Origin of the sequence: uncultured Jannaschia sp. (genome assembly GCF_947494025.1) — a bacterium.
In the GTDB taxonomy this organism is placed as follows: Bacteria; Pseudomonadota; Alphaproteobacteria; order Rhodobacterales; family Rhodobacteraceae; genus Jannaschia.
On sequence record NZ_CANLTQ010000017.1, the window covers coordinates 13377 to 33653 of the forward strand.

At 68.8% G+C, this 20277-nt stretch carries 18 protein-coding genes; 6 read left to right on the forward strand and 12 right to left on the reverse strand.

The features are described from left to right. The first annotated feature begins 16 nt into the window (after nucleotides 1-16). Nucleotides 17-616 carry a flavin reductase family protein gene (locus Q1B08_RS15290; protein WP_299820705.1) on the forward strand — a complete coding sequence of 200 codons (600 nt, stop codon included), beginning with the start codon at nucleotides 17-19 and terminating at the stop codon, nucleotides 614-616. Nucleotides 617-625: 9 nt separating this feature from the next. Here Q1B08_RS15290 and Q1B08_RS15295 read toward each other — a convergent pair whose 3' ends face one another. Continuing rightward, a complete protein-coding gene (locus Q1B08_RS15295; RefSeq protein WP_299820708.1) occupies nucleotides 626-2233 on the reverse strand; it encodes a SulP family inorganic anion transporter in 1608 nt (535 codons plus the stop codon). 134 nt (nucleotides 2234-2367) lie between these two features. Between Q1B08_RS15295 and Q1B08_RS15300 the strand changes: the two genes are divergently transcribed. Beyond that, the gene (locus tag Q1B08_RS15300) at nucleotides 2368-3243 is read left to right on the forward strand and encodes an S-methyl-5'-thioadenosine phosphorylase (RefSeq protein WP_299820711.1); all 876 of its coding nucleotides are present in this window, start codon (nucleotides 2368-2370) and stop codon (nucleotides 3241-3243) included. Between the two features lie 38 nt (nucleotides 3244-3281). Further along, a complete protein-coding gene (locus Q1B08_RS15305) occupies nucleotides 3282-3818 on the forward strand; it encodes an adenine phosphoribosyltransferase (RefSeq protein ID WP_299820714.1) in 537 nt (178 codons plus the stop codon). A gap of 139 nt (nucleotides 3819-3957) precedes the next feature. Here Q1B08_RS15305 and Q1B08_RS15310 read toward each other — a convergent pair whose 3' ends face one another. The 11 genes from Q1B08_RS15310 to coxB all read right to left on the reverse strand — a co-directional run bounded on the left by Q1B08_RS15310 (nucleotide 3958) and on the right by coxB (nucleotide 14056). Further along, entirely contained in the window at nucleotides 3958-5370 is a 1413-nt protein-coding gene (locus Q1B08_RS15310; RefSeq protein WP_299820717.1) for an FAD-binding oxidoreductase, read from the reverse strand. Continuing rightward, complete coding sequence (locus Q1B08_RS15315; RefSeq protein WP_299820721.1) at nucleotides 5367-6194, reverse strand: MBL fold metallo-hydrolase; 828 nt, start codon at nucleotides 6192-6194, stop codon at nucleotides 5367-5369. The genes Q1B08_RS15310 and Q1B08_RS15315 overlap by 4 nt, the downstream gene beginning before the upstream one ends. Nucleotides 6195-6680: 486 nt before the next feature. Continuing rightward, the gene (locus Q1B08_RS15320) at nucleotides 6681-7220 is read right to left on the reverse strand and encodes a GNAT family protein (RefSeq protein ID WP_299820837.1); all 540 of its coding nucleotides are present in this window, start codon (nucleotides 7218-7220) and stop codon (nucleotides 6681-6683) included. 41 nt (nucleotides 7221-7261) lie between these two features. Further along, nucleotides 7262-8521, reverse strand: coding sequence for a pitrilysin family protein (locus tag Q1B08_RS15325; RefSeq protein WP_299820724.1), 1260 nt, complete (start codon nucleotides 8519-8521; stop codon nucleotides 7262-7264). Then, nucleotides 8518-9903, reverse strand: coding sequence for a threonine synthase (gene thrC / locus Q1B08_RS15330; RefSeq protein ID WP_299820727.1), 1386 nt, complete (start codon nucleotides 9901-9903; stop codon nucleotides 8518-8520). The genes Q1B08_RS15325 and thrC overlap by 4 nt, the downstream gene beginning before the upstream one ends. Nucleotides 9904-9911: 8 nt before the next feature. Next, on the reverse strand, nucleotides 9912-10586 hold the full coding sequence (locus Q1B08_RS15335) for an SURF1 family protein (RefSeq protein WP_299820730.1): 675 nt from the start codon (nucleotides 10584-10586) through the stop codon (nucleotides 9912-9914). Between the two features lie 88 nt (nucleotides 10587-10674). Continuing rightward, nucleotides 10675-11475, reverse strand: a complete 801-nt coding sequence (locus Q1B08_RS15340; RefSeq protein ID WP_299820733.1) for a cytochrome c oxidase subunit 3 — start codon at nucleotides 11473-11475, stop codon at nucleotides 10675-10677. An 11-nt stretch (nucleotides 11476-11486) separates the two neighbouring features. Beyond that, on the reverse strand, nucleotides 11487-12104 hold the full coding sequence (locus Q1B08_RS15345; RefSeq protein ID WP_299820736.1) for a cytochrome c oxidase assembly protein: 618 nt from the start codon (nucleotides 12102-12104) through the stop codon (nucleotides 11487-11489). Then, nucleotides 12101-12289 carry a hypothetical protein gene (locus Q1B08_RS15350; RefSeq protein WP_366140028.1) on the reverse strand — a complete coding sequence of 63 codons (189 nt, stop codon included), beginning with the start codon at nucleotides 12287-12289 and terminating at the stop codon, nucleotides 12101-12103. Before Q1B08_RS15350 ends, Q1B08_RS15345 begins: the two co-directional genes overlap by 4 nt. After that, nucleotides 12289-13227, reverse strand: a complete 939-nt coding sequence (gene cyoE / locus Q1B08_RS15355; protein WP_299820742.1) for a heme o synthase — start codon at nucleotides 13225-13227, stop codon at nucleotides 12289-12291. Before cyoE ends, Q1B08_RS15350 begins: the two co-directional genes overlap by 1 nt. A gap of 4 nt (nucleotides 13228-13231) precedes the next feature. Further along, a complete protein-coding gene (gene coxB / locus Q1B08_RS15360; RefSeq protein ID WP_299820840.1) occupies nucleotides 13232-14056 on the reverse strand; it encodes a cytochrome c oxidase subunit II in 825 nt (274 codons plus the stop codon). Between the two features lie 651 nt (nucleotides 14057-14707). Between coxB and Q1B08_RS15365 the strand changes: the two genes are divergently transcribed. From Q1B08_RS15365 to topA, 3 genes are all read left to right on the forward strand, one after another. Beyond that, a complete protein-coding gene (locus tag Q1B08_RS15365; protein ID WP_299820744.1) occupies nucleotides 14708-16141 on the forward strand; it encodes a metallopeptidase TldD-related protein in 1434 nt (477 codons plus the stop codon). A gap of 45 nt (nucleotides 16142-16186) precedes the next feature. Next, nucleotides 16187-17374 (forward strand): DNA-processing protein DprA, encoded by a 1188-nt coding sequence (dprA, locus tag Q1B08_RS15370; RefSeq protein ID WP_299820746.1) that lies wholly within the window; start codon nucleotides 16187-16189, stop codon nucleotides 17372-17374. 137 nt (nucleotides 17375-17511) lie between these two features. Next, nucleotides 17512-20208, forward strand: a complete 2697-nt coding sequence (gene topA, locus Q1B08_RS15375) for a type I DNA topoisomerase (protein ID WP_299820749.1) — start codon at nucleotides 17512-17514, stop codon at nucleotides 20206-20208. Nucleotides 20209-20277: the final 69 nt, after the last annotated feature.

Consider the following 20277-nt stretch of genomic DNA (forward strand, 5'->3'; position numbering starts at 1 on the left):
AGCATGGGAGTCCGCGATGTTCTACCGACCCGAGGAGGGCCACGGCCTGCCGCACAACCCGTTCAACGCCGTGGTGACGCCCCGGCCGATCGGCTGGATCTCGACCCGTGGCGCGTCGGGCGACAATCTCGCGCCGTATTCCTTCTTCAACGCCGTGGCTTATGTGCCACCACAGGTGATGTTCGCCTCGACCTCCGCCAAGCCGGACCGCGGCGGGACCAAGGATTCGGTGGCGCAGATCCGGGAAACAAAGGTGTTCTGCGTCAACATCGTCGAATACGCCGCCCGAGAGACGATGAACGCCTCCTCCGGCAGCTACCCTGCCGGCGTGGACGAGTTCGCGGAAGCGGGCGCTGCGAAGGCGGAATGCGCGACCATCGACTGCCCGCGCGTGGCCGACGCGCCGGCCGCGCTGGAATGCCGCCTGACGGAGATCGTCCGCCTGCCCGGGGAAGCGAACTACACCGTCTTCGGCGTGGTTTCGGGCATCCACCTGCGCGACGATTGCCTGCGCGACGGGCGCTTCGACGTTTCCGCGTTCCAGCCGCTCGCCCGGCTCGGCTACATGGATTACGCCCGCGTCACGGAGGTGTTCTCGCTCCGGCGACCGGATTGATCCCGGCGGTCAATGACCGCCGAGAATGCCCGTGCGCACCCCGTAATTCGCCGCGACGGCGTAGTCGGGGTCGTCCGCGCTGTCGACCATGAGGTGCCCCGCACGGCGCAGGAGCTTGTGGCAGTCGCGCGTCAGGTGCCGGAGCTGGATGCGCTTGCCCGCCGCCTCGTACTTGGCGGCCACCGCCTCGATCGCCTGCAGGGCAGACTGGTCGGCCACACGGCTTTCGGCGAAATCCACGATCACCGCGGAAGGGTCGTTCGCCGGATCGAACATCTCCACGAAGCCGGCGGCGGAGCCGAAGAAGAGCGGGCCCGTGATCTGATAGACCTTGGCACCGTCCGGTGTCTCGTGGGTGGAGGAGCGGATGCGCGTCGCGTTCTGCCAGGCATAGGCCAGCGCGGAGATGATGACGCCGACGACCACCGCGATGGCGAGGTCGGTGGCCACGGTCACGATCGTCACGAGAACGATCACCACGGCATCGACGCGCGGAACCCGGGCGAGGATCTTGAGCGAGTTCCACGCGAAGGTGCCGATGACGACCATGAACATGACGCCCACGAGCGCTGCGAGCGGGATGAGCTCGATCAGCGGCGAGGCGACGAGGATGAAGGCGAGCAGGAACAGCGCCGCGGCGACGCCGGAGATGCGGGTGCGACCGCCGGACTTCACGTTGATCATCGATTGTCCGATCATCGCGCAGCCGCCCATGCCGCCGAAGAAGCCGGTCACGGTGTTGGCGGTGCCCTGCGCGATGCATTCCTGCGAGGCGCCGCCGCGCTGGCCGGTGATCTCGCCCACGAGGTTCAGCGTCAGCAGGCTCTCGATCAGGCCGATCGCCGCGAGGATCAGCGCGTAGGGCAGGATGAAGCGAAGCGTCTCCATGTTGAACGGCACGTCGGGCAATCCGAATTGCGGCAGCCCGCCCGAGATGTCGGCCAGGTCGCCGACATTCGGGACCGGCAGGCCGAGGGCGATCACGATCACCGCCGTCAGACCGATCCCGGCGAGCGGCGCGGGGATCGCGTTGGTCAGCTTCGGAAGTCCCCAGATCACGGCCATCGTCAGCGCCACGAGCGCTAGCACGAGGATCAGCTGCTCCGGCGGCAGCCACGCGCCGCTCTCGGTGCGGAAGAAGTCGAGCTGCGATTTGCCGATCACGATGGCCAGGCCGTTGACGAATCCGAGCATGACGGGATGCGGCACGAGGCGGATGAACTTGCCCCATCGCATGAGCCCGACGAAGATCTGGATGATTCCCATCAGCACGACGGTCGCGAAAAGGTATTGCACGCCGACGCCCGGCGGGAACGCCGCGACGAGGCTTACCATCACCACGGCGAGCGCGCCGGTCGCGCCCGAGATCATGCCCGGCCGCCCGCCGATCAGCGCGGTGACGAGCCCGACGATGAACGCGGCGTAGAGGCCGACAAGCGGCGGCACGCCCGCCACGAAGGCGAAAGCCACGGCCTCCGGCACGAGCGCGAGGGCGACCGTCAGGCCGGCCAGCACTTCGACCCGGAGGACAGAGGCGTCCAGCGTGGAGGTGGGGGCCAAACGCAGATCGGGCCCCTCGAAACGGTCGGCAAATCTTGCCAGCAAACTGCTGTTCAAGGCTCAGGTCTTTCGCATGGTTCGGAATCGCCGATGCCCTAGCAGGGTTTGCCGCCCTGGGACACCCCTCGGGGCCATTGCGGCGCGGATCGCACCGGGTCAGGGTCGGAGGGGCCGGACACAGGAGGACGCGCATGGAACCAGTCATCGGGATCATCGGCGGGTCCGGTCTCTACCGGGTCGCCGATCTGGCGGATGCGGAATGGCGCGAGACGACGACGCCGTTCGGCGCGCCGTCGGATGCGCTGCTCCACGGGCGGATCGGCACGACGCGGATGGTGTTCCTGCCCCGCCACGGCCGGGGACACGTCGAGACGCCAAGCTCGATCCCCTACCGGGCGAACGTCGCGGCGATGAAGGCGGCGGGTGTGACGCATCTCGTCTCCGTCTCCGCCGTCGGCTCCTTCCGGGAGGAAATGGCGCCGGGCGACTTCGTCATCGTGGACCAGTTCATCGACCGCACCTTCGCACGCGAGAAGTCCTTCTTCGGTCCCGGCCTCGTCGCGCATGTATCCGTCGCGCATCCGGTCTGTCCCAGCCTGTCGGCCGCCTGCGCCGCGGCCGCGCGCCGGGCCGGCGCGACGGTGCACGAGGGTGCGACCTACTTCGTCATGGAGGGGCCGCAATTCTCGACCCGGGCCGAGTCGCGCCTTTACCGGGAATGGGGCTGCGATGTGATCGGCATGACGAACATGCCGGAGGCCAAGCTCGCACGGGAGGCGGAACTGCATTATGCCAGCGTGGCGATGGTGACCGACTACGATTCCTGGCATCCGGAACACGGCAGCGTACAGATCGCGGAGATTGTCGCGACGCTGCACGGCAACGTCGCGCGGGCCGCGGGCCTCGTCGCGGCCCTGCCCGTCTGCATCGACGCGACCTGCGACGCGGGATGCGCCACGGCGCTCGACCATGCCATCATGACGGCCCCCGACGCCCGCGATCCGGCGATGGTGGAAAGGCTCCGCCACATCGCGGGACGCCTGCTGCCGAACGCCGACCCCGCCTGACCGACAATCCCCAACCCCGACCGGAGCGAGCCCGACCCATGCAGGCCAAGACCGTCCGCGACTACATCCGCACGATTCCCGATTTCCCGCACAAAGGCATCCTGTTCCGCGACGTGACGACGCTATTCGCGGATGCGCGGGGCATGCGGCTTTGCGTGGATCAGCTTCTCGATCCGTTCGCCGGCGCGCGAATCGACGCGGTCGCAGGGCTGGAGGCGCGCGGGTTCATCCTCGGCGGCGCGATTGCGCACCAGCTCGGCTGCGGTTTCGTGCCGATTCGAAAGAAGGGCAAGCTGCCGGGACCGACCTGGGAACAGGCCTATGACCTCGAATATGGCACCGCGACGCTGGAAGTGCATCGCGACGCGCTCGTCCCCGGCGCGCGCGTCCTCATGGTCGACGACCTTCTGGCCACGGGGGGCACCGCGCGGGCGGGGCTGACGCTGCTCGGGCGGCTCGGCGCGGAGGTCGTTGGCTGCGCCTTCGTCGTGGACCTGCCCGAGCTCGGCGGCCGCGCGGCGCTGGACGCGACGGGCCTGCCCGTCCACACGCTTTGCGCGTTCGAAGGGACTTGAGACGCTCTCGCCAAAGCTGCCGCTACGTTAACGTCTTGGTAACCAATACGTGTGAGAACGCCCTTGTGGTTGCCTTGCAGACGGCCACCCATTCCCCCCAGCGCCCTGTCCCCCCCGACAGGGCGCACCCTTTTCCGGACTAGCCGATCCTGCGCAGCACCGCCCCCGGGTTCATGATCCCGGTGGGGTCCAGCGCCGTCTTGATCGCCCGCATCGCCGCGAGCTTGGCCGGATCGACATAGGTTTCCAGATCGCCGACCTTCAGCCGCCCGACGCCATGTTCCGCGCTGACGGAGCCGCCATGCGCGTGAACGAGGTCGTGAACGGCCGTCTTGATGGCATCGCGCTGATCTTCGTGATCGACCCGGCGGCGCCCCTCGGCGGGGAAGACATTGTAATGCAAATTGCCGTCTCCGACATGGCCGAAACAGTTGATCCGGAACGTGCCGAGCTTCGCGATCACTGCCGACCCTTCTGCGATGAAGCTCGGGATCGCGGCTGTCGGCACGCTGATGTCGTGGCTGCTGACCGCGCCGATGTGACGGTTCGCCTCCGGAATGGATTCGCGCACCTGCCAGAACTCCGCGCGTTGCTGCTCGGACTGGGCGACCACGCCGTCGCTGACGAGTCCGGCCTCGAACGCCGCCTCGAACAGCTCCTCCAGCGCCGTCGCGGGATCGGCGGTCGCGCCCATTCCGAGGTCGATCAGCACGGACCAGTCCGGATTGCCGAGCGGTCGCCGCACCTCCGGCATCGCCGCCTTCAGAAAGTCGAGCCCCGTCCGGCCGATCAGCTCGAAGGCCGAGACCGCGTCCCCGATCCGGTCCCGCGCGAGGTTCAGCAGTGCGAGCGCCGCCGCCGGATCGCGGACGACCAGCATCGCCGCGCCGGTCCGCACCGGACGCGGCACGAGCTTCAACGTCGCCGCGGTGATGATTCCGAGCGTCCCCTCCGCCCCGATCAAAAGGTGACGGATGTCGTAGCCCGTGTTGTTCTTCCGAAGCGGCGACAGGCCATGCAGGATCGAGCCGTCCGGCAGCACCGCCTCCACCCCGAGGCAGAGATCGCGCGCGTTGCCGTAGCGCAGGACGTTCACGCCGCCCGCATTGGTCGCGAGAATGCCGCCGATCCGCGCGGTGCCCTGCGAGGCGATGGAAAGCGGGAACAGCCGGTCCACCGCCTCCGCCGCCTCCTGCGCGGTCTGGAGCGGCACACCCGCCTCCACAACCATCGCGTTCTCGGTCGCATCCACGTCGCGGATCGCAATCATGCGTTCCAGCGACAGGATGACCGGCGCCGGAAGATCGCCCGAAACCTGTCCGCCCACCAGACCTGTCCCGCCGCCATAGGGAATGACCGGCACCGATGCTGCCGCGGCCGCACGGACGATGGTCGCGACCTCCGCCGCGTTCCGCGGGGCGAGCAGCAGGCCGTCCACACCCGTCCAGCGTCCGCGCGGCTCGTCCAGGTAGCGCGCCTCGAGGTCGCGGAACGTCTCGGGGGGCAGAACGCCGCGGAGATCCGCGGCGAAGGCACCGGTGGCGGGGTTCATTCGGCCTCCGACAGATAGGCGGGTTGCAGGACGACGATTGTCGGGCGGTCGGGCAGCGTGTCGAGCGATACGTCGAGGAAACTCTCGCTCCGTCGGTCGACGTCGAACTCGCCCTCCATGCCCGCCACGAAGCGGTCGAGGCTCGAGGGGCCGAACCAGTGCATCGGGATCACCACCGAGGAGCGCAGACCCTGTAGCGTTCGGATCATCGTCGGCAGGTCGACCGTCAGTCCGCCATCGACCGGGGCCATCACCACGTCGAGCCGGCCGAGCGCGGCGTATTGCTCTGCCGACGGCTCGTGATGGAGGTGGCCGAGATGGCCGATGCAAAGGCCCGCGACCTCGAACACGAAGATGGAGTTGCCGTTCTCCTCCCGCCCGGTGCCGGCGGAAGAGCGGATGTCGGTGGACACGGAGCGGATCAGCATTTCGCCCAGATCGAGATTGTGGTCCGCCGGCTCCCCCACCCGGTCGGACCAGCCGCGCAGGACGTGCCCGATCCCCGGATCGGGGGTCGGGGTCCAGTGCGAGATATGCGCCCGGTTCATGGTCACCGCGTCGGGCGGGCCGACGCGGCCGAGGAAGCCTGTGTAATCCGTCGCGACCCGGAGGCCGCCCGCCGTCTCGATCAGGAACATGGCGTGGTCGATGTAGTTCAGCCGCACCGAATATTCGTCGAGCGGATCGCCGAAGGCCGCCTTGTGAACGAAGCCGCCGGCATCGGCGATCGCGATGCAATGGCTCGGGCGGCGATCCTGCGCCATCGCGGCGGCGGGGAACAGGGCGAGGCAGAGTACGAATCTTGCAAGTCGCGATACGGTCATTGGCATTCCCTCCGATACGGGGATGCTCCCCCATCTGCCTGGTGTTGACCAGAGGACACCGGAGCGCTTGCGACTATCGGGCCGGCCGGGCGCCCGGACAATTACGGACCGCGCCGATTTCCGCCAAATCGTGCCCAGCCCCTCGATCAGTCGTGCCGCGTCCATGGGCATGCCGACGACGACGTACGTGTCCAACTTCGCGAGCGATCGGAACCGAGGCCCGATCGACGACCCGTCAGAGGCCCCGTCCCCATCCCGCCCTCGTCGTCCTGAAAAGCTGGCCTCGGTCCACCGCCTCCCGCGCGTCGAAGGCCGCGTGCATCGCGTCCGTCGGTGCGTTCATTCGCACCGAGCCCTTCGCGGAAAATCCCGGATGCGTGGATCCGGTCTGTCGCGGTTGAAGTCCGGCGGATCGCCTTCGGCATCGGAACGACGGCCCCCCCGCATCCATGCGTCGGCAACGCGGCATCGCGCGCCGCGGTCGCATCAGCCGTCCACCCGGCCCCGGCGGTCGGACCGCAGCATCGCGTAGAGGACATGGTTGCGCCAGCGGCCGGCGATCTGGAGGTAGGATTGCGCGACGCCTTCGTACTTGAACCCCGCCCGCTCGAGCAATCCGCGGGAGGCGCGGTTCTCCTCCAGGCAGGCGGCCTCGATCCGGCTCAGATCCAGTCGGCGGAACGCGTAATGCGTGACCGCGACGATCGCCTCGCGCATGTAGCCCTGTCGCGCGTGCGCCTCCCCCACCCAATAGCCCAGCGTGGCGGATTGCGACGGGCCGCGGCGGATGTTGTCCATCGTGATCGCGCCGATCAGCGCGTCGTCCGCCTTGCGGGTCAGAAACAGCGCTAGCGCCGAGCCTTGCCCGTAGCTGCGCGAGGCCCAGTAGACCCGGTTCGTGAAGCTCCGGCGGTTCAGATGGTCGGGCGCCCATTCCGGCTCCCACGGGCGCAGAAACGCGGCGCTGCCCTGACGCAGCGCGACCCAGGCCCGGTAATCGCCGTGCTGCGGCAGGCGGAGAAGCATCCGTTCCGTTTCGATCCGAGGCTTGCGAAGCGTCGGAAAGATCACGCGGCGAGCCTTCGGCGAAGCGTCTCCGCGTCGGGCGCGCGTTCGACCGGACCGTAGAGCGCGAGCGTCGGATCGGTCGAAAGGAGCTGGCCGGCATGGGCACGGATCGCCGGCGCGTCCACCGCGTCGATCTTGGCGATCGCCTCCGCGAGCGGCGGCACGCGGTCCCAGATCGCGACGACGCGAGCCAGCCGCTCGGCGCGCGAGGACGGAGATTCGAGCCCCATCAGCATGCCGGCCTTCATCTGCGCCCGCGCCCGCGCGACCTCGACCTCGGTCATGTCCTCGGCCGCGCGCCGAAGCTCGTCGATGGTAAGCTCGGCAAGCGCCCCGATATCCTCGCCGCCCGTGCCGGCATATATCGTCATCAGCCCGGCATCCGAGCAGGCGCCGATGCTCGCGAAGATCGTGTAGCAAAGCCCGCGCTTTTCCCGCGCCTCCTGGAACAGGCGGGAGGACATGCCGCCGCCCATCGCGCCGGCGAAGACCTGGGCGGTGTAGACCGCATCGTCGCGGTAGCCCGGCTGGTCGAAGGCGAGCGCCAGATGCGCCTGCTCCAGATCGCGCACCTGCCGCACTTCCCCGCCGCGATAGAGCCCGGGGGCGGCCTCCGCCTGCGGCTGTGCGGGAAGGTGGCCGAACGCCGCCTCGGCCATCCGCAGGATCGCGTCGTGATCGACCGCGCCGGCGGCGGCGAGGATCATCTGGCCGGGCCCGTAATGTTGCCCGGTAAACCGACGCAGATCCGCCTCGGTGAAGGCGGAAACGCGCTCGCTCGGGCCGAGAATCGTGCGGCCGATCGGCTGGCCGGGATAGGCGGCCTCCTGCAGCCAGTCGAAGATGATGTCGTCGGGCGTGTCGAGCGCCTGGCCGATCTCCTGCAGGATGACGCCTCGCTCGATCTCGATCTCGCGCGGGTCGAAAACCGGGTTCAGGACGATGTCGCCGATCAGATCCACGGCGAGCGGCACGTCGTCCTTCAGGACCCGCGCGTAATAGGCCGTGACCTCGCGCGAGGTATAGGCGTTGATGTAGCCCCCCACGTCCTCGATCTCCTCGGCGATCTGCAGGGCGGACCGTCGGGCCGTGCCCTTGAACGCCATATGTTCGAGAAAATGGGCAATGCCGTTCTGCTCGCTCGCCTCGTGTCGGCCGCCCGCGCCGACCCAGACGCCGACGCTCGCCGATTGCAGGCTCGGCATGAATTCGGTGACGACCCGGAAGCCGTTGGGAAGTCGGTCAAGTCGTGTGGTCATGCTGCTCGCCTTTCGTCGATGACCGCCTCGAGCGCGGCCAGGTCGTTCTCCACCCGCGTCACCCGCTCCGCGCGATCGAACAGATCCGCCAGGCGCGGCGGCAGCGGCGGACGGAGGCCGGTCGCCGCCTCCACCGCGTCGGGGAACTTGGCCGGATGCGCCGTGGCGAGCGTGACCATCGGCACGTCGCCCAGATGCGTCTCCGCCACCCGCGCGCCGATCGCGCTGTGCGGGCAGAGAAGCTCGCCCGTGCGGTCGCGCATGCCGGCGATGGTCGCGGCAGTCTCCTCCTCGGACACGCGGCCCGAGGCGTAGACCTCGCGCAATGCCTCCAGCGCGCCCTGGCTCACGGTGAAGCCGCCTCCGCGCAGCTCCTCCATGAGCTGCGACACGGCGGCCCCGTCGCGATCATAGGCGAGGTGCAGCGCCCGCTCGAAGTTCGAACTGACCTGGATGTCCATGGAGGGGCTGATCGAGGGATGCACCTCGCCCGTCCGATATTCACCCGTGGTCAGGCAGCGATGCAGGATGTCGTTCTGGTTGGTCGCCACGACGAGTTGCCGGATGGGCAAGCCCATCCGCCGGGCGATGTGGCCCGCGAAGATGTCGCCGAAATTGCCGGTGGGCACGGTGAACGACACCTCCCGGTGCGGTGCGCCGAGCGCTGTGGCGGCGGTGAAATAGTAGACGACCTGCGCCAGCACCCGCGCGAAGTTGATCGAGTTCACGCCGGCAAGGCCGACGCGGTCGCGGAACGCGAAGTCGTTGAACATCTCCTTCAGCCGTGCCTGGCAATCGTCGAAATGGCCGGCCAGCGCCAGCGCGTGCACGTTCGCCTCCGTGGGCGTCGTCATCTGCCGCCGCTGCACCTCGCTGACGCGGCCGTGCGGGTAGAGGATGAACACGTCCACCGCGTCTAGGCCGCGGAACGCCTCGATCGCCGCCGAACCGGTATCGCCCGAGGTGGCGCCGACGATCGACACCCGCTCGCCGCGCCGCTCCAGCGAATGCTCGAACATCTGCCCGATGAGCTGCATCGCGAAATCCTTGAAGGCAAGCGTCGGCCCGTGGAACAGCTCCAGAAGGTGGTGGTTCGGTCCGAGTTGCCTCAGCGGCGCCCGCGCGTCGTGGCCGAAGCCCGCATAGGCCCGCTCGACCATTCCGGCGAAGGTGGCTTCGTCGAACGCGTCGGCCACGAAGGGCGCCATCACGCGGACCGCGACGTCCTCGTAGGGCCGGCCCGCGAGCGCGGCGATGTCGCCCGGCGACAGGACCGGCACTTCCTCCGGCACGTAAAGGCCGCCGTCCCGGGCAAGCCCGGTCAGCATCGTGTCCTCGAAGCCCAGGACCGGGGCCCGACCGCGGGTGGAGACGTAGCGCATGTAATCCCTCAAATGGTGCGGCGCCTGATACGCCACAGCAGAAACACTGTCATCCCCAGCCAGACGAGAGCCAGCCCGAACCACTGGATCGCATAGCCGAGATGGCTGTTCGGAATGCCTTCGATCCCGACGGGGACCGGGGTCGGCCCCGCCGGGGGGACGACCTCCCGCGCGACGACCATGACGCGCTCGGTCGCCACCGCGTCCGCCATCAGGTCCACGTTACGCGCGAACCAGATATTGCCGTCCGGGTCGGGCGTGCCGGCGTTCAGGTCGTCGGGCCAATTCAAGTTGCCGGTGATCTCTAGCAATCCCTCCGGCAGCGTCACCTGGGCATCGGAGTCGACGTTGTCGAGCGGTACGACGCCGAAATCGACCATCACGCGGCGGGCCTCCTCTGTTTCAACCGGCGCGACGATGCGAAAACCCGAGCCGCCCTCGCGCCAGGCACCGAGGACGCGCAGCGGGGGGCCGACCACGCGCCCGGTCAGCGTCACGGGGACGAAATTGCCGGTCTGCGGATCCGGCGACCTCGGCAACGCGATCGGGGCGGCCCCGATCCGGGAGGCCATCTCGGCGATCATTCCCTCTTTCCAATCGAGCCTCTGCAACTGCCAAAGGCCAAGCGCCACGAGCAGCGCGGCCCCGCCCAATCCGAAGACCAACGGCAGGATCAGTCGCATTCCACACCCCCGAACGCGATGGCGGCGCGGCCTGCCCGCGCCGCCCCCGATTGCGCGACACGACCGCCGTCGGCCGCGCCCGAACCCGTCAGCCGCCCCAGATGTAGACCGCCGCGAACAGGAACAGCCAGACCACGTCGACGAAGTGCCAGTACCAGGCCGCCGCCTCGAAGCCGATATGCTTGGTCGGGGTGAACTGCCCGGCCAGCAGCCGGATCAGGCACACGGCGAGGAAGATCGTGCCGATGATGACATGCGCGCCGTGGAAGCCCGTCGCCATGAAGAAGTTCGCGCCGTAGATGTTGCCGCCGAAGCCGAAGGCCGCGTGGCTGTACTCGTAGGCTTGGAACACGGTGAAGATCGCGCCGAGCAGGATCGCGAGGATCAGGCCCCATTTCATGTCGTTGCGGTTGTTCTCGTGCACCAGCGCGTGGTGCGCCCAGGTGGCCGCCGCCCCCGAGCAGAGCAGGATCAGCGTGTTGATCAGCGGCAGGTGCCAGGGATCGAAGGTCACGATCCCCTCCGGCGGCCAGACGCCGTCGATGCCGGGGCTGTCGGGGCCCATCGGATAGATGGCATGCTTGAAGAAGGACCAGAACCATGCCGCGAAGAACATCACCTCCGACATGATGAAGAAGATGAAGCCGTAGCGCAGGCCGATCCGGACGACGGGCGTATGATCGCCGGCATTCGATTCGCGAACGACGTCCGACCACCAGGCGAACATCACGCCGAGCACGCCGACAAAGCCCGCCGCGAAAAGCCAGGGGCCGCTGCCCTTCATCCAGAGCACCGCGCCGATCAGCATGAAGAAGCCGCAGACGGCGCCGAGGAACGGCCAGATCGAGGGCGGGAGGATGTGGTAGTCGTGGTTCTTCGCGTGGGCCATCGTCGTCCCTCTCAATTGGTCGTGGTCGTGGTCGTGTCCGCAGAGATGGGGTCCGTGTCAAGCGTCGTGCCGAGCGCCGCGTAATCCTCGGGCAGATCCGTCACGTGGAAGGTGTAGGACAGCGTGATCTCCGACAAGTCCCCGGCTTCCGGATCGTCGAGGATCGCCGGATCGACGTAGAAGGTCACGGGCATCGAAACCGTCTCGCCCGGCGCGAGGATCTGCTCGTTGAAGCAGAAGCAGTCGATCTTCACGAAATGCGGACCGGCCGCGTAGGGCGCGACGTTGTAGCTCGCCGTGCCCGCCACGGGTTCGTCGGTCGGGTTGGTCGCCTCGTAGAAGGCGAGGTTCGTCTCCCCGATGCGCACGCGCATTTTGGTCTGCACAGGCTTGAACGACCACGGCATGCCCCGCTCCTTCGAGGCGTCGAAGCGGATCAGAACCGTTTCCTCGAGGATTTCGGTCGAACCGGCCGACGCGGTCGCGGTCGTCCCGCCATAGCCCGTCACGGCGCAGAAGATGTTGTATAGCGGCACCGCCGCCCAGCCGAGCGAACCCATGGCGAGGATGGTCGTCACCGTCGCCGCGACGACGCGGCCGTTGGGGGAAAGCTTGCGCCAGACCTTCACTGCGACACGTCCTCGGCCGGGAGAGTGGCCGGCCGCGCCACATGGTCGAACCCTTCGGCGAAGCCACCGGTCCGGATCTTGACCACCGTTACCCCGAAAATGATCAGGATGAACGCCAGAAGCACGGCCAGCAATCCGAAGTTCCGGCTGCGACGACGTCCGTGGAGCTCATGGTCGCGATGCATCACCACCCCCCGTAGCCGCCCATCGCCGCTTCGACGACGAACACGCTGAAATGCGCGAAGAGGTAGACAAGCGACCACTTGAATAGACCCTTCTCGACCGCATGGCCGTCCGCCTCGCTTTCGGCGTCGGTGCGGCGGTACATCGCCCAGGCTCCGCGCAGGAAGACCCCGTTCAGGACCAGAGCCACGGCCAGCGTCAGCGGTCCGCCGATCGCAGAGAAGGCCGTCGTCAGGGAGACGAGCGCAAGGCCGAGCGCGTAGAGCCAGGCCTGCCGCCGCGTTTCCGCCCTGCCATGCGTAACCGTCAGCATCGGAATGCGCGCGGCGTGGTAGTCGAGCTTCACGAAAAGGGCGAGCGCCCAGAAATGCGGCGGCGTCCACATGAAGATCAGACCGACGAGAAGCCAAGCCTCGACCGGGGTGCCGCCCGTCGCCGCCGCCCACCCGATCATCGGGGGGAACGCGCCGGCGAGACCGCCGATCACCGTGTTCCACGATGTCGTGCGCTTGAGCCACATGGAATAGACCACGGCATAGAAGAAAATCGTGAAGGCGAGCCAGAACGCCGCCACCCAGTTCGCCGTCAGGCCGAGCATCGTTACCGACAGCACCGACAGGAACAGCCCCAACGCGAGGGCGTCCGACGGCGCGAGACGGCCCGCGGGGATCGGGCGGCCGCGCGTGCGCTTCATCACGCGGTCGATGTCGGCGTCGAACCACATGTTGAGCGCGCCCGACGCCCCCGCCCCCAGCGCGATCCAGAGAATGGAGGTTGCGCCAAGGAACGGATGGATGCCGCCCGGCGCGACAAGAAGCCCCACCAGCGCCGTGAAGACCGACAACGACATGAGCCGTGGCTTCAGAAGCTGCCAGTAATCGCGAAGACCCGCCTCGTCGGCGGGCCCTGCGGCGGCGATATGGAGGCTCGCGTCGGTCACGCCGTCACCAGGTCTCCAGCTCGCCGTTGCGGACGGCGTCGAGCCATTCGGCATAGGCCTCCTGCGACACGACCTTGACGGTGATCGGCATATAGGCGTGCGCGATGCCGCAAAGCTCCGAGCACTGACCGAAGTAGATGCCTTCCTCCTCCGCCCGGAACCAGAGCTGCGCCAGGCGGCCGGGGATGCCGTCCTGCTTCACGCCGAAGGCCGGGATCGTCCACGAATGGATCACGTCGCCGCCGGTGACCTGCATCACCACGGTGGTGTCCACGGGCACCACGACCGACGTGTCGGTGGCCAGCCGGAACTGATCCTCGGTGTAGCCCGCCGCCTGCAGCTGCGCGAGGCTGTCCTCGGTCAGCATGTTTTCGGTCAGCGCGCCGATCATGTAGCTCGGGAACTCCACGCCCTCCTCCTCGGGATACTCGTAGTTCCAGTACCACTGGTAGCCCGTCACCTTCACGACGACCTCGCCCTCGGGGATGCGCTGCTGGTCGAACAGGACGGGCAGCGAGAAGGCCCCGATCGAGACGAGAATCAGGATCGGCACGATCGTCCAGGTGACCTCGAGCGGCGAGTTGTGCGTGAACCGGGCCGGCACGAGGTTGGCGCGGCGGTTGTAGCGGATGACGACCCAGGCCAGCAGGCCGGTCACGAAGACCGCGATGACCGTGATGATCACGAGCAGGAAGGCGTCGAGCCAGTGCTGCTCCGCGGCGAGCGATGTCGCGGCCGGCTGGAAGCCGATGCCGCCGTATTGCGGCTGACCGATGATGGGCAGGTCGCCGAAGATCTCCCGCGCCGTGCGGGCTTCGGCCTGCGTCACGTCGGTCGGTTCGGGATCGGGGTTGCCCGCGTTGATGTCGGGGCTGTCGGCCGGCATCGTGCTCAGGTCGGTGCCGTCCCCGAGCGCGGGACCCGGCTCCTCCCCGGAGCGCCGGACGTTCTCCTCGTCCACCGCCTCACCGGTTTCGGGCACGACCACGGGCGCGTCCTCGGTCGCCGCTTCCCCGGCGGGCTCGGCCACGCTTTCGGGCGCCTCGCCGGTGCCGGGCAGCGCCTCGTTCTGCTCCGCCTCGTCGGGCCCCGCGGCATCGCCGTCCGCCGGAGAGGTCACCGCGCTGCTGTCGTTCCCGGGAGTGAGCTGCTCCTGGTTGACCGGCGCTTCGATATCCGTCGGAATCGCGACCTCGCCGGCGGGGGCATCGGTCCCGGCGGCCGCGTCGGGCGCCTGCGTGTCCTGCGCCACCGCGCCCGAAACGCAGAAGGCTGTGGCGATAAGGGCGAGAGCCGCCAGCGATGGCTTCTTCATGGGCAGGATTTCCTGTCTTCGTCGTGTCTGACATGGACGGCCCCGAAGCGTCGGCAGCTCCGGCCCGTTGCGTCCTGCGCGCGTAAGACCATATCTGAAGCCCGTTCCGCAAGGCCCGTGGGTCATCTGTCGCACCCGACCGGACGCCAACCCGAAGGATAACCGATGCCCGATCACGACCAAAGCGCCCCGTTCCGTCCGTTCGAGACCACGCTGGACCGGGACGCGGCGCAGGACCTCCTGCGCGGAACGCTTCAGGGCGCCGACGACGGCGAGCTGTTCCTGGAACGCCGGCGCACGGAATCGGTCGTCTACGACGACGGCCGCGTCTCGAATGCGAGCTACGACGCCGCGGAGGGGTTCGGCCTGCGCGCGGTGCGCGGGGAGACGGCGGGATACGCGCATTCCACGGAGATCTCCGGGTCCGCGCTGCGACGCGCGGCGGAAACGGCCCGGCTCGCGGTGGGCGATGGCGGCGGAACGCTGGCGGAGGCGCCGGCGCGGACCAATCGCAGGTTCTACGGCGACGCCGACCCGATCGCCGAGATCGCGTTCCCGGTCAAGATCGACATGCTGCGCGAGATCGACGCCTTCGCCCGCGGGCTCGATCCGCGCGTGGTGCAGGTCTCCGCGACGGCCGCGGCCGGGCTGCAGGAGGTGGAGATCCTCCGGGCCGAAGGACCGTCGGTGACCGATACGCGCCCGATGGTGCGCATGGGCGTTTCAGTCATCGTGGAGGCGAACGGACGCCGCGAATCCGGCAGCGCCAATGCTGGCGGTCGGATGGAGGCGAGCGGCCTTCTGACGACCGAGCGCTGGCAGACGCTGGCGCGCGAAGCGCTGCGAATCGCGGTGGTCAACCTGTCCTCCGTCGCCGCGCCCGCCGGAGTGATGGACGTTGTGCTCGGCCCCGGCTGGCCCGGCATTCTTCTCCACGAGGCGATCGGTCACGGGCTCGAGGGCGATTTCAACCGCAAGAACCAGTCGGCTTTCGCGGGTCTCCTGGGTCAGCGCATCGCGGCGCCGGGGGTCACCGTGCTCGACGACGGCACGATCCCCGACCGGCGCGGTTCGATCACCGTGGACGACGAGGGCACGCCGGGCGGGACGACCACGCTGATCGAGGACGGCATCCTCACGGGCTACATGCAGGACCGGCAGAACGCCCGCCTGATGGGCGTGGCCGCGACGGGCAACGGGCGGCGGCAGAGCTACGCGCACATGCCGATGCCGCGCATGACCAACACCTACATGCTGGGCGGGAACGCCGCGCCGGGCGACATCCTGGCCGACCTGAAGGACGGCATCTACGCCGTGGGCTTCGGTGGCGGGCAGGTCGACATCACCAACGGCAAGTTCGTCTTCTCCTGCACGGAGGCCTACCGCGTCCGCAACGGCGTCGTGGGCGAGCCGGTGCATGGCGCCACGCTTATCGGCGACGGGGCCACGGCGCTTCAGAAAATCCGCGCGATCGGCGACGACATGGCGGTCGATCCCGGCATGGGGAATTGCGGCAAGGCCGGTCAATGGGTGCCGGTCGGCGTGGGGCAGCCGACGCTCATGATCGGCGGGCTGACGGTGGGTGGCTCGGCGGCCTGAGCCGCCGTTAACGCCCCCGAAACCCCCGGCGCGCGAGATGCCGGGATGGACTACGCGATTCCAGACGGGTTCCCGGGCCTTCCCGATGCGCTGGCCGAGCCGGCGCTGCCCGAGCTCGACGGACCGCCGAGCCAGGCGGAACTGTTCGCGCGTCTGCGCCTCGCCCGCTCGCGTCGCATCGGCCCGGCCACGTTCCGCCGCCTGATCGCCGAGCACGGAACGGGGATCGCCGCGCTGGAGGCGCTGCCCGGGATCGCGGCGAAGGCGGGGGATAGAAGCTACGTCCCCGCCGACGCGACGGCCATCCGCCGCGAGATCAAGGCGGCCAAGACGCAGGGCGCGCGTCTGCTCGCCCTCGGCGTGCCGGGCTATCCGACCCGCCTGGCGCAGATCGCAGACGCCCCCGCCGTTCTGTGGGCCGAGGGCGACACGGCGCGTCTGCTCCGCCGCTCCGTCGCGATCGTCGGCACGCGCAACGCCTCCTCGCTGGCGCGACGGATGGCCCGCGCGCTCGGCCGCGACCTCGCGAAGGAGGGCGTCGCGGTCGTCTCGGGGCTGGCCCGGGGTGTGGACGCGGTAGCGCACGAGGCCGCGCTCGACGCGGCCGGCGCCGGGACGATCGCGGTCCATGCCGGCGGGCTCGACCGGGTCTACCCGGCGGAGAACGTTCCGCTCGCGGCCCGGATCGCGGCGGAGGGGCTGTCGCTCAGCGAGCGCGCCTTCGGTCTCGCCCCGCAGGCGCGCGACTTCCCGCGTCGCAACCGCATCGTCTCGGGGTTGTCGCAGGCCGTCGTGGTGGTCGAGGCCGCGGCAAAGTCGGGCTCGATGATCACCGCGCGGAACGGGCTCGATCAGGGGCGCGAGGTGCTGGCGGTGCCGGGCCATCCGTTCGACGGGCGCGCCTCGGGCTGCAACCTCCTGCTGCGCGACGGCGCGACGCTCGTGCGGGGCGTCGACGACATCCTCGAGGTGCTCGACGCGCTCGCCGGCGACCCGGCGCCCTACCCTGCGTCGCCTCCGCCTGCCCCTGCGCCGACCCCGGAACCGGTCGCCTCCGACGAGCTGGCGCGCCGCGTCCTGAACCTGCTTTCGCCCGTCCCGACCCCCGAGGACCAGCTTCTGCGTGACCTCCCCGCCCCCGTTCCGGCGGGCACGCTCGCCGCGCTTCTGTCGGAGATGGAACTCGGCGGACACATCGCGCGCCGGCCCGGCGGCGGGCTCGTCAGACTGTGAGGATCGGCCCGGCCGGGGCGCATTGACATCCTCCACCGACCGCCCACATGGTCCCCGGCCCAAGAAGGCAGCCCGGTGCCGAAGACCTCCGGACGGCCGGACAGGCCCAAAACGAAGCAGTCCCGAGGTTCCCCCGCATGCCCGTCGTCGTCGTCGAATCCCCGGCCAAGGCCAAGACCATCAATGGCTATCTCGGCCGCGACTACACCGTGCTGGCGAGCTACGGCCACGTTCGCGATCTCGTGGGCAAGGACGGCTCCGTCGATCCCGAGCACGGTTTCGACATGACGTGGGAAATTCCTACCGACTCGCGCAAGCATCTGAAGGCCATCGCGGACGCGCTGGCCGACGATCCGAACCTCATTCTCGCCACCGACCCCGACCGCGAGGGCGAGGCGATCTCCTGGCACCTGCAGGAAGCGCTGATGAAGCGGAAGGCGCTCAAGAAGGACACGCCGGTCCGCCGCGTGGCCTTCAATGCGATCACCAAGACCGCCGTGCAGCAGGCGATCGAGAACCCCCGCGACATCGACACGCCGCTCGTGCATGCCTACCTCGCCCGCCGCGCGCTCGACTACCTCGTGGGATTCAACCTTTCCCCCGTGCTGTGGCGAAAGCTGCCCGGATCGCGCTCCGCCGGGCGCGTGCAATCGGTCTGCCTGCGCCTCGTGGTGGAGCGGGAGATGGAGATCGAGGCCTTCGATGCGCGGGAATACTGGTCCGTCCGCGCCATGCTGGAGACGCCGCGGGGCCAGAGCTTCGAGGCGCGGCTCGTGGCGCTCGACGGGCGCAAGCTCGACCGCTTCGACCTCGCCGACGCGACGCAGGCGGAGCTTGCCGTTCAGGCGGTGGAAAGCCGCGACCTCGCCGTCCATTCGGTGGAGGCCAAGCCGGCCAACCGCAACCCGAGCCCGCCTTTCATGACCTCGACCTTGCAACAGGAAGCGAGCCGGAAGTTCGGCATGGGCGCCAAGGCCTGCATGTCGACGGCGCAGCGTCTCTACGAGCAGGGCCTCATCACCTACATGCGGACCGACGGCATCGACATGGCGCCCGAAGCCGTCGCCGGCGCGCGCGACGCCATCGCGGCGCGCTATGGCAAGGACTACGTCCCGGCCGAGCCGCGCATCTACAAGAACAAGGCCAAGAACGCGCAGGAGGCGCACGAATGCGTGCGTCCGACCGACATGACCAAGGCCGCCGCCGACCTCAAGCTGGAGAAGGACCAGCGGCAGCTCTACGACCTGATCTGGAAGCGCACGCTGGCGAGCCAGATGGCCGCCGCGAAGCTGGAGCGGACCACGGTGACGATCCGCGACCGCAACGCGCAGGTGGAGCTGCGCGCCACCGGGCAGGTCGTGATCTTCGACGGCTTCATGAAGGTCTATACGGAAGGCCGCGACGATGAGGCGGAGAGCGGCGACGACCGCCGCCTGCCCGCGATCCACGAGGGTGACGCCGCGAAGAAGGTGGCGGCCTATGCGGAAGAGACCTCCGACAGCGAGCTGATCCGCGCGCCGTCCGACGCCGTTCTGGGCCAACAGCACTTTACCCAGCCGCCGCCCCGCTACACCGAGGCGACGCTGGTGAAGCGCATGGAGGAGCTCGGCATCGGGCGCCCCTCCACCTATGCCTCGATCCTTTCGACCATCGTCGACCGCGGCTACGTGCGGAAGGACGGCAACCGCCTTTTCCCCGAGGATCAGGGCCGTCTGGTGACGGCGTTCCTGTCGAACTACTTCCGCAAATATGTAGGCTACGACTTCACCGCCGCGCTCGAGCAGGAGCTCGACGAGGTGTCGGCGGGCGACAAGGACTACAAGGACGTGCTCGACCGCTTCTGGCGGGACTTCTCGGCCGCCATCGGGGAGACGTCGGAACTTCGCATCACCGACGTGCTCGAGAAGATCAACGAGGTGCTTGAGCCGCATCTCTTCCCCGACCGCGGCGACGGCACCGATCCGCGGCTTTGCCCGAATTGCGGCGAGGGCCGCCTGTCGATGCGGACGGCCCGCTCGGGCGGCGCCTTCATCGGTTGCTCGAACTATCCCGAATGCCGCTACACCCGGCCCTTCGCCCCGCCGGGCGGCGACGAGGGCAGCGCGCCGGTCGGCGACACGATGCTGGGCGTCGAACCGGAGAGCGGGCTCGAGGTGTGGCTCAGGACCGGCCGGTTCGGCCCCTACGTCCAGCTGGGCGAGGCGACCGAGGAGAACCCGAAGCCGAAGCGGTCGAGCCTGCCCAAGGCATGGGCGCCCGACGCGGTCGATCTGGACCGGGCGCTGCAACTCCTGTCGCTGCCCCGCCATGTCGGCGCGCATCCCGAGGACGGCGCGGACATCGAGACCAATCTGGGCCGCTACGGACCCTACGTACGCTGGAACAAGGTCTACGCGAACCTGCCCGACGAGGAGGAGATCTTCACCATCGGCATGAACCGCGCCGTCGAGGTGCTGGCCGAGAAGCTCGCCTCCCGCGGGCGGCGCGGTCAGGCGGCGGCGCCGTTGCGCGAGCTGGGCGAGCATCCCGAGAACGGCGGACCGGTCAACGTCATGGAAGGCCGTTATGGCCCCTACGTGAAGTGGGAGAAGGTCAATGCCACGCTCCCGAAGGACGTCTCCCCCGAGGAGGTGACGATGGCGCAGGCGGTCGAACTGATCGCCGCCAAGGCCACGAAGTCGCCCAAGCGCAAGACCGCCACCAAGAAGGCCGCCCCGAAGAAAAACGCGGCGAAGTCGACCGCCAAGAAGCCGGCGGCCAAGAAGGTTCCGGCGAAGACCGCGACGCGCAAGAAGGCGGCGTCGAAGACCGCGGAGGACGCCGGCGGGACTTGAGCCGGAACGTGCCCGCACATGGCGGCACGGCGGCGCTTGAAACGCCCCGTGCCGCCTGCGACATGGGGC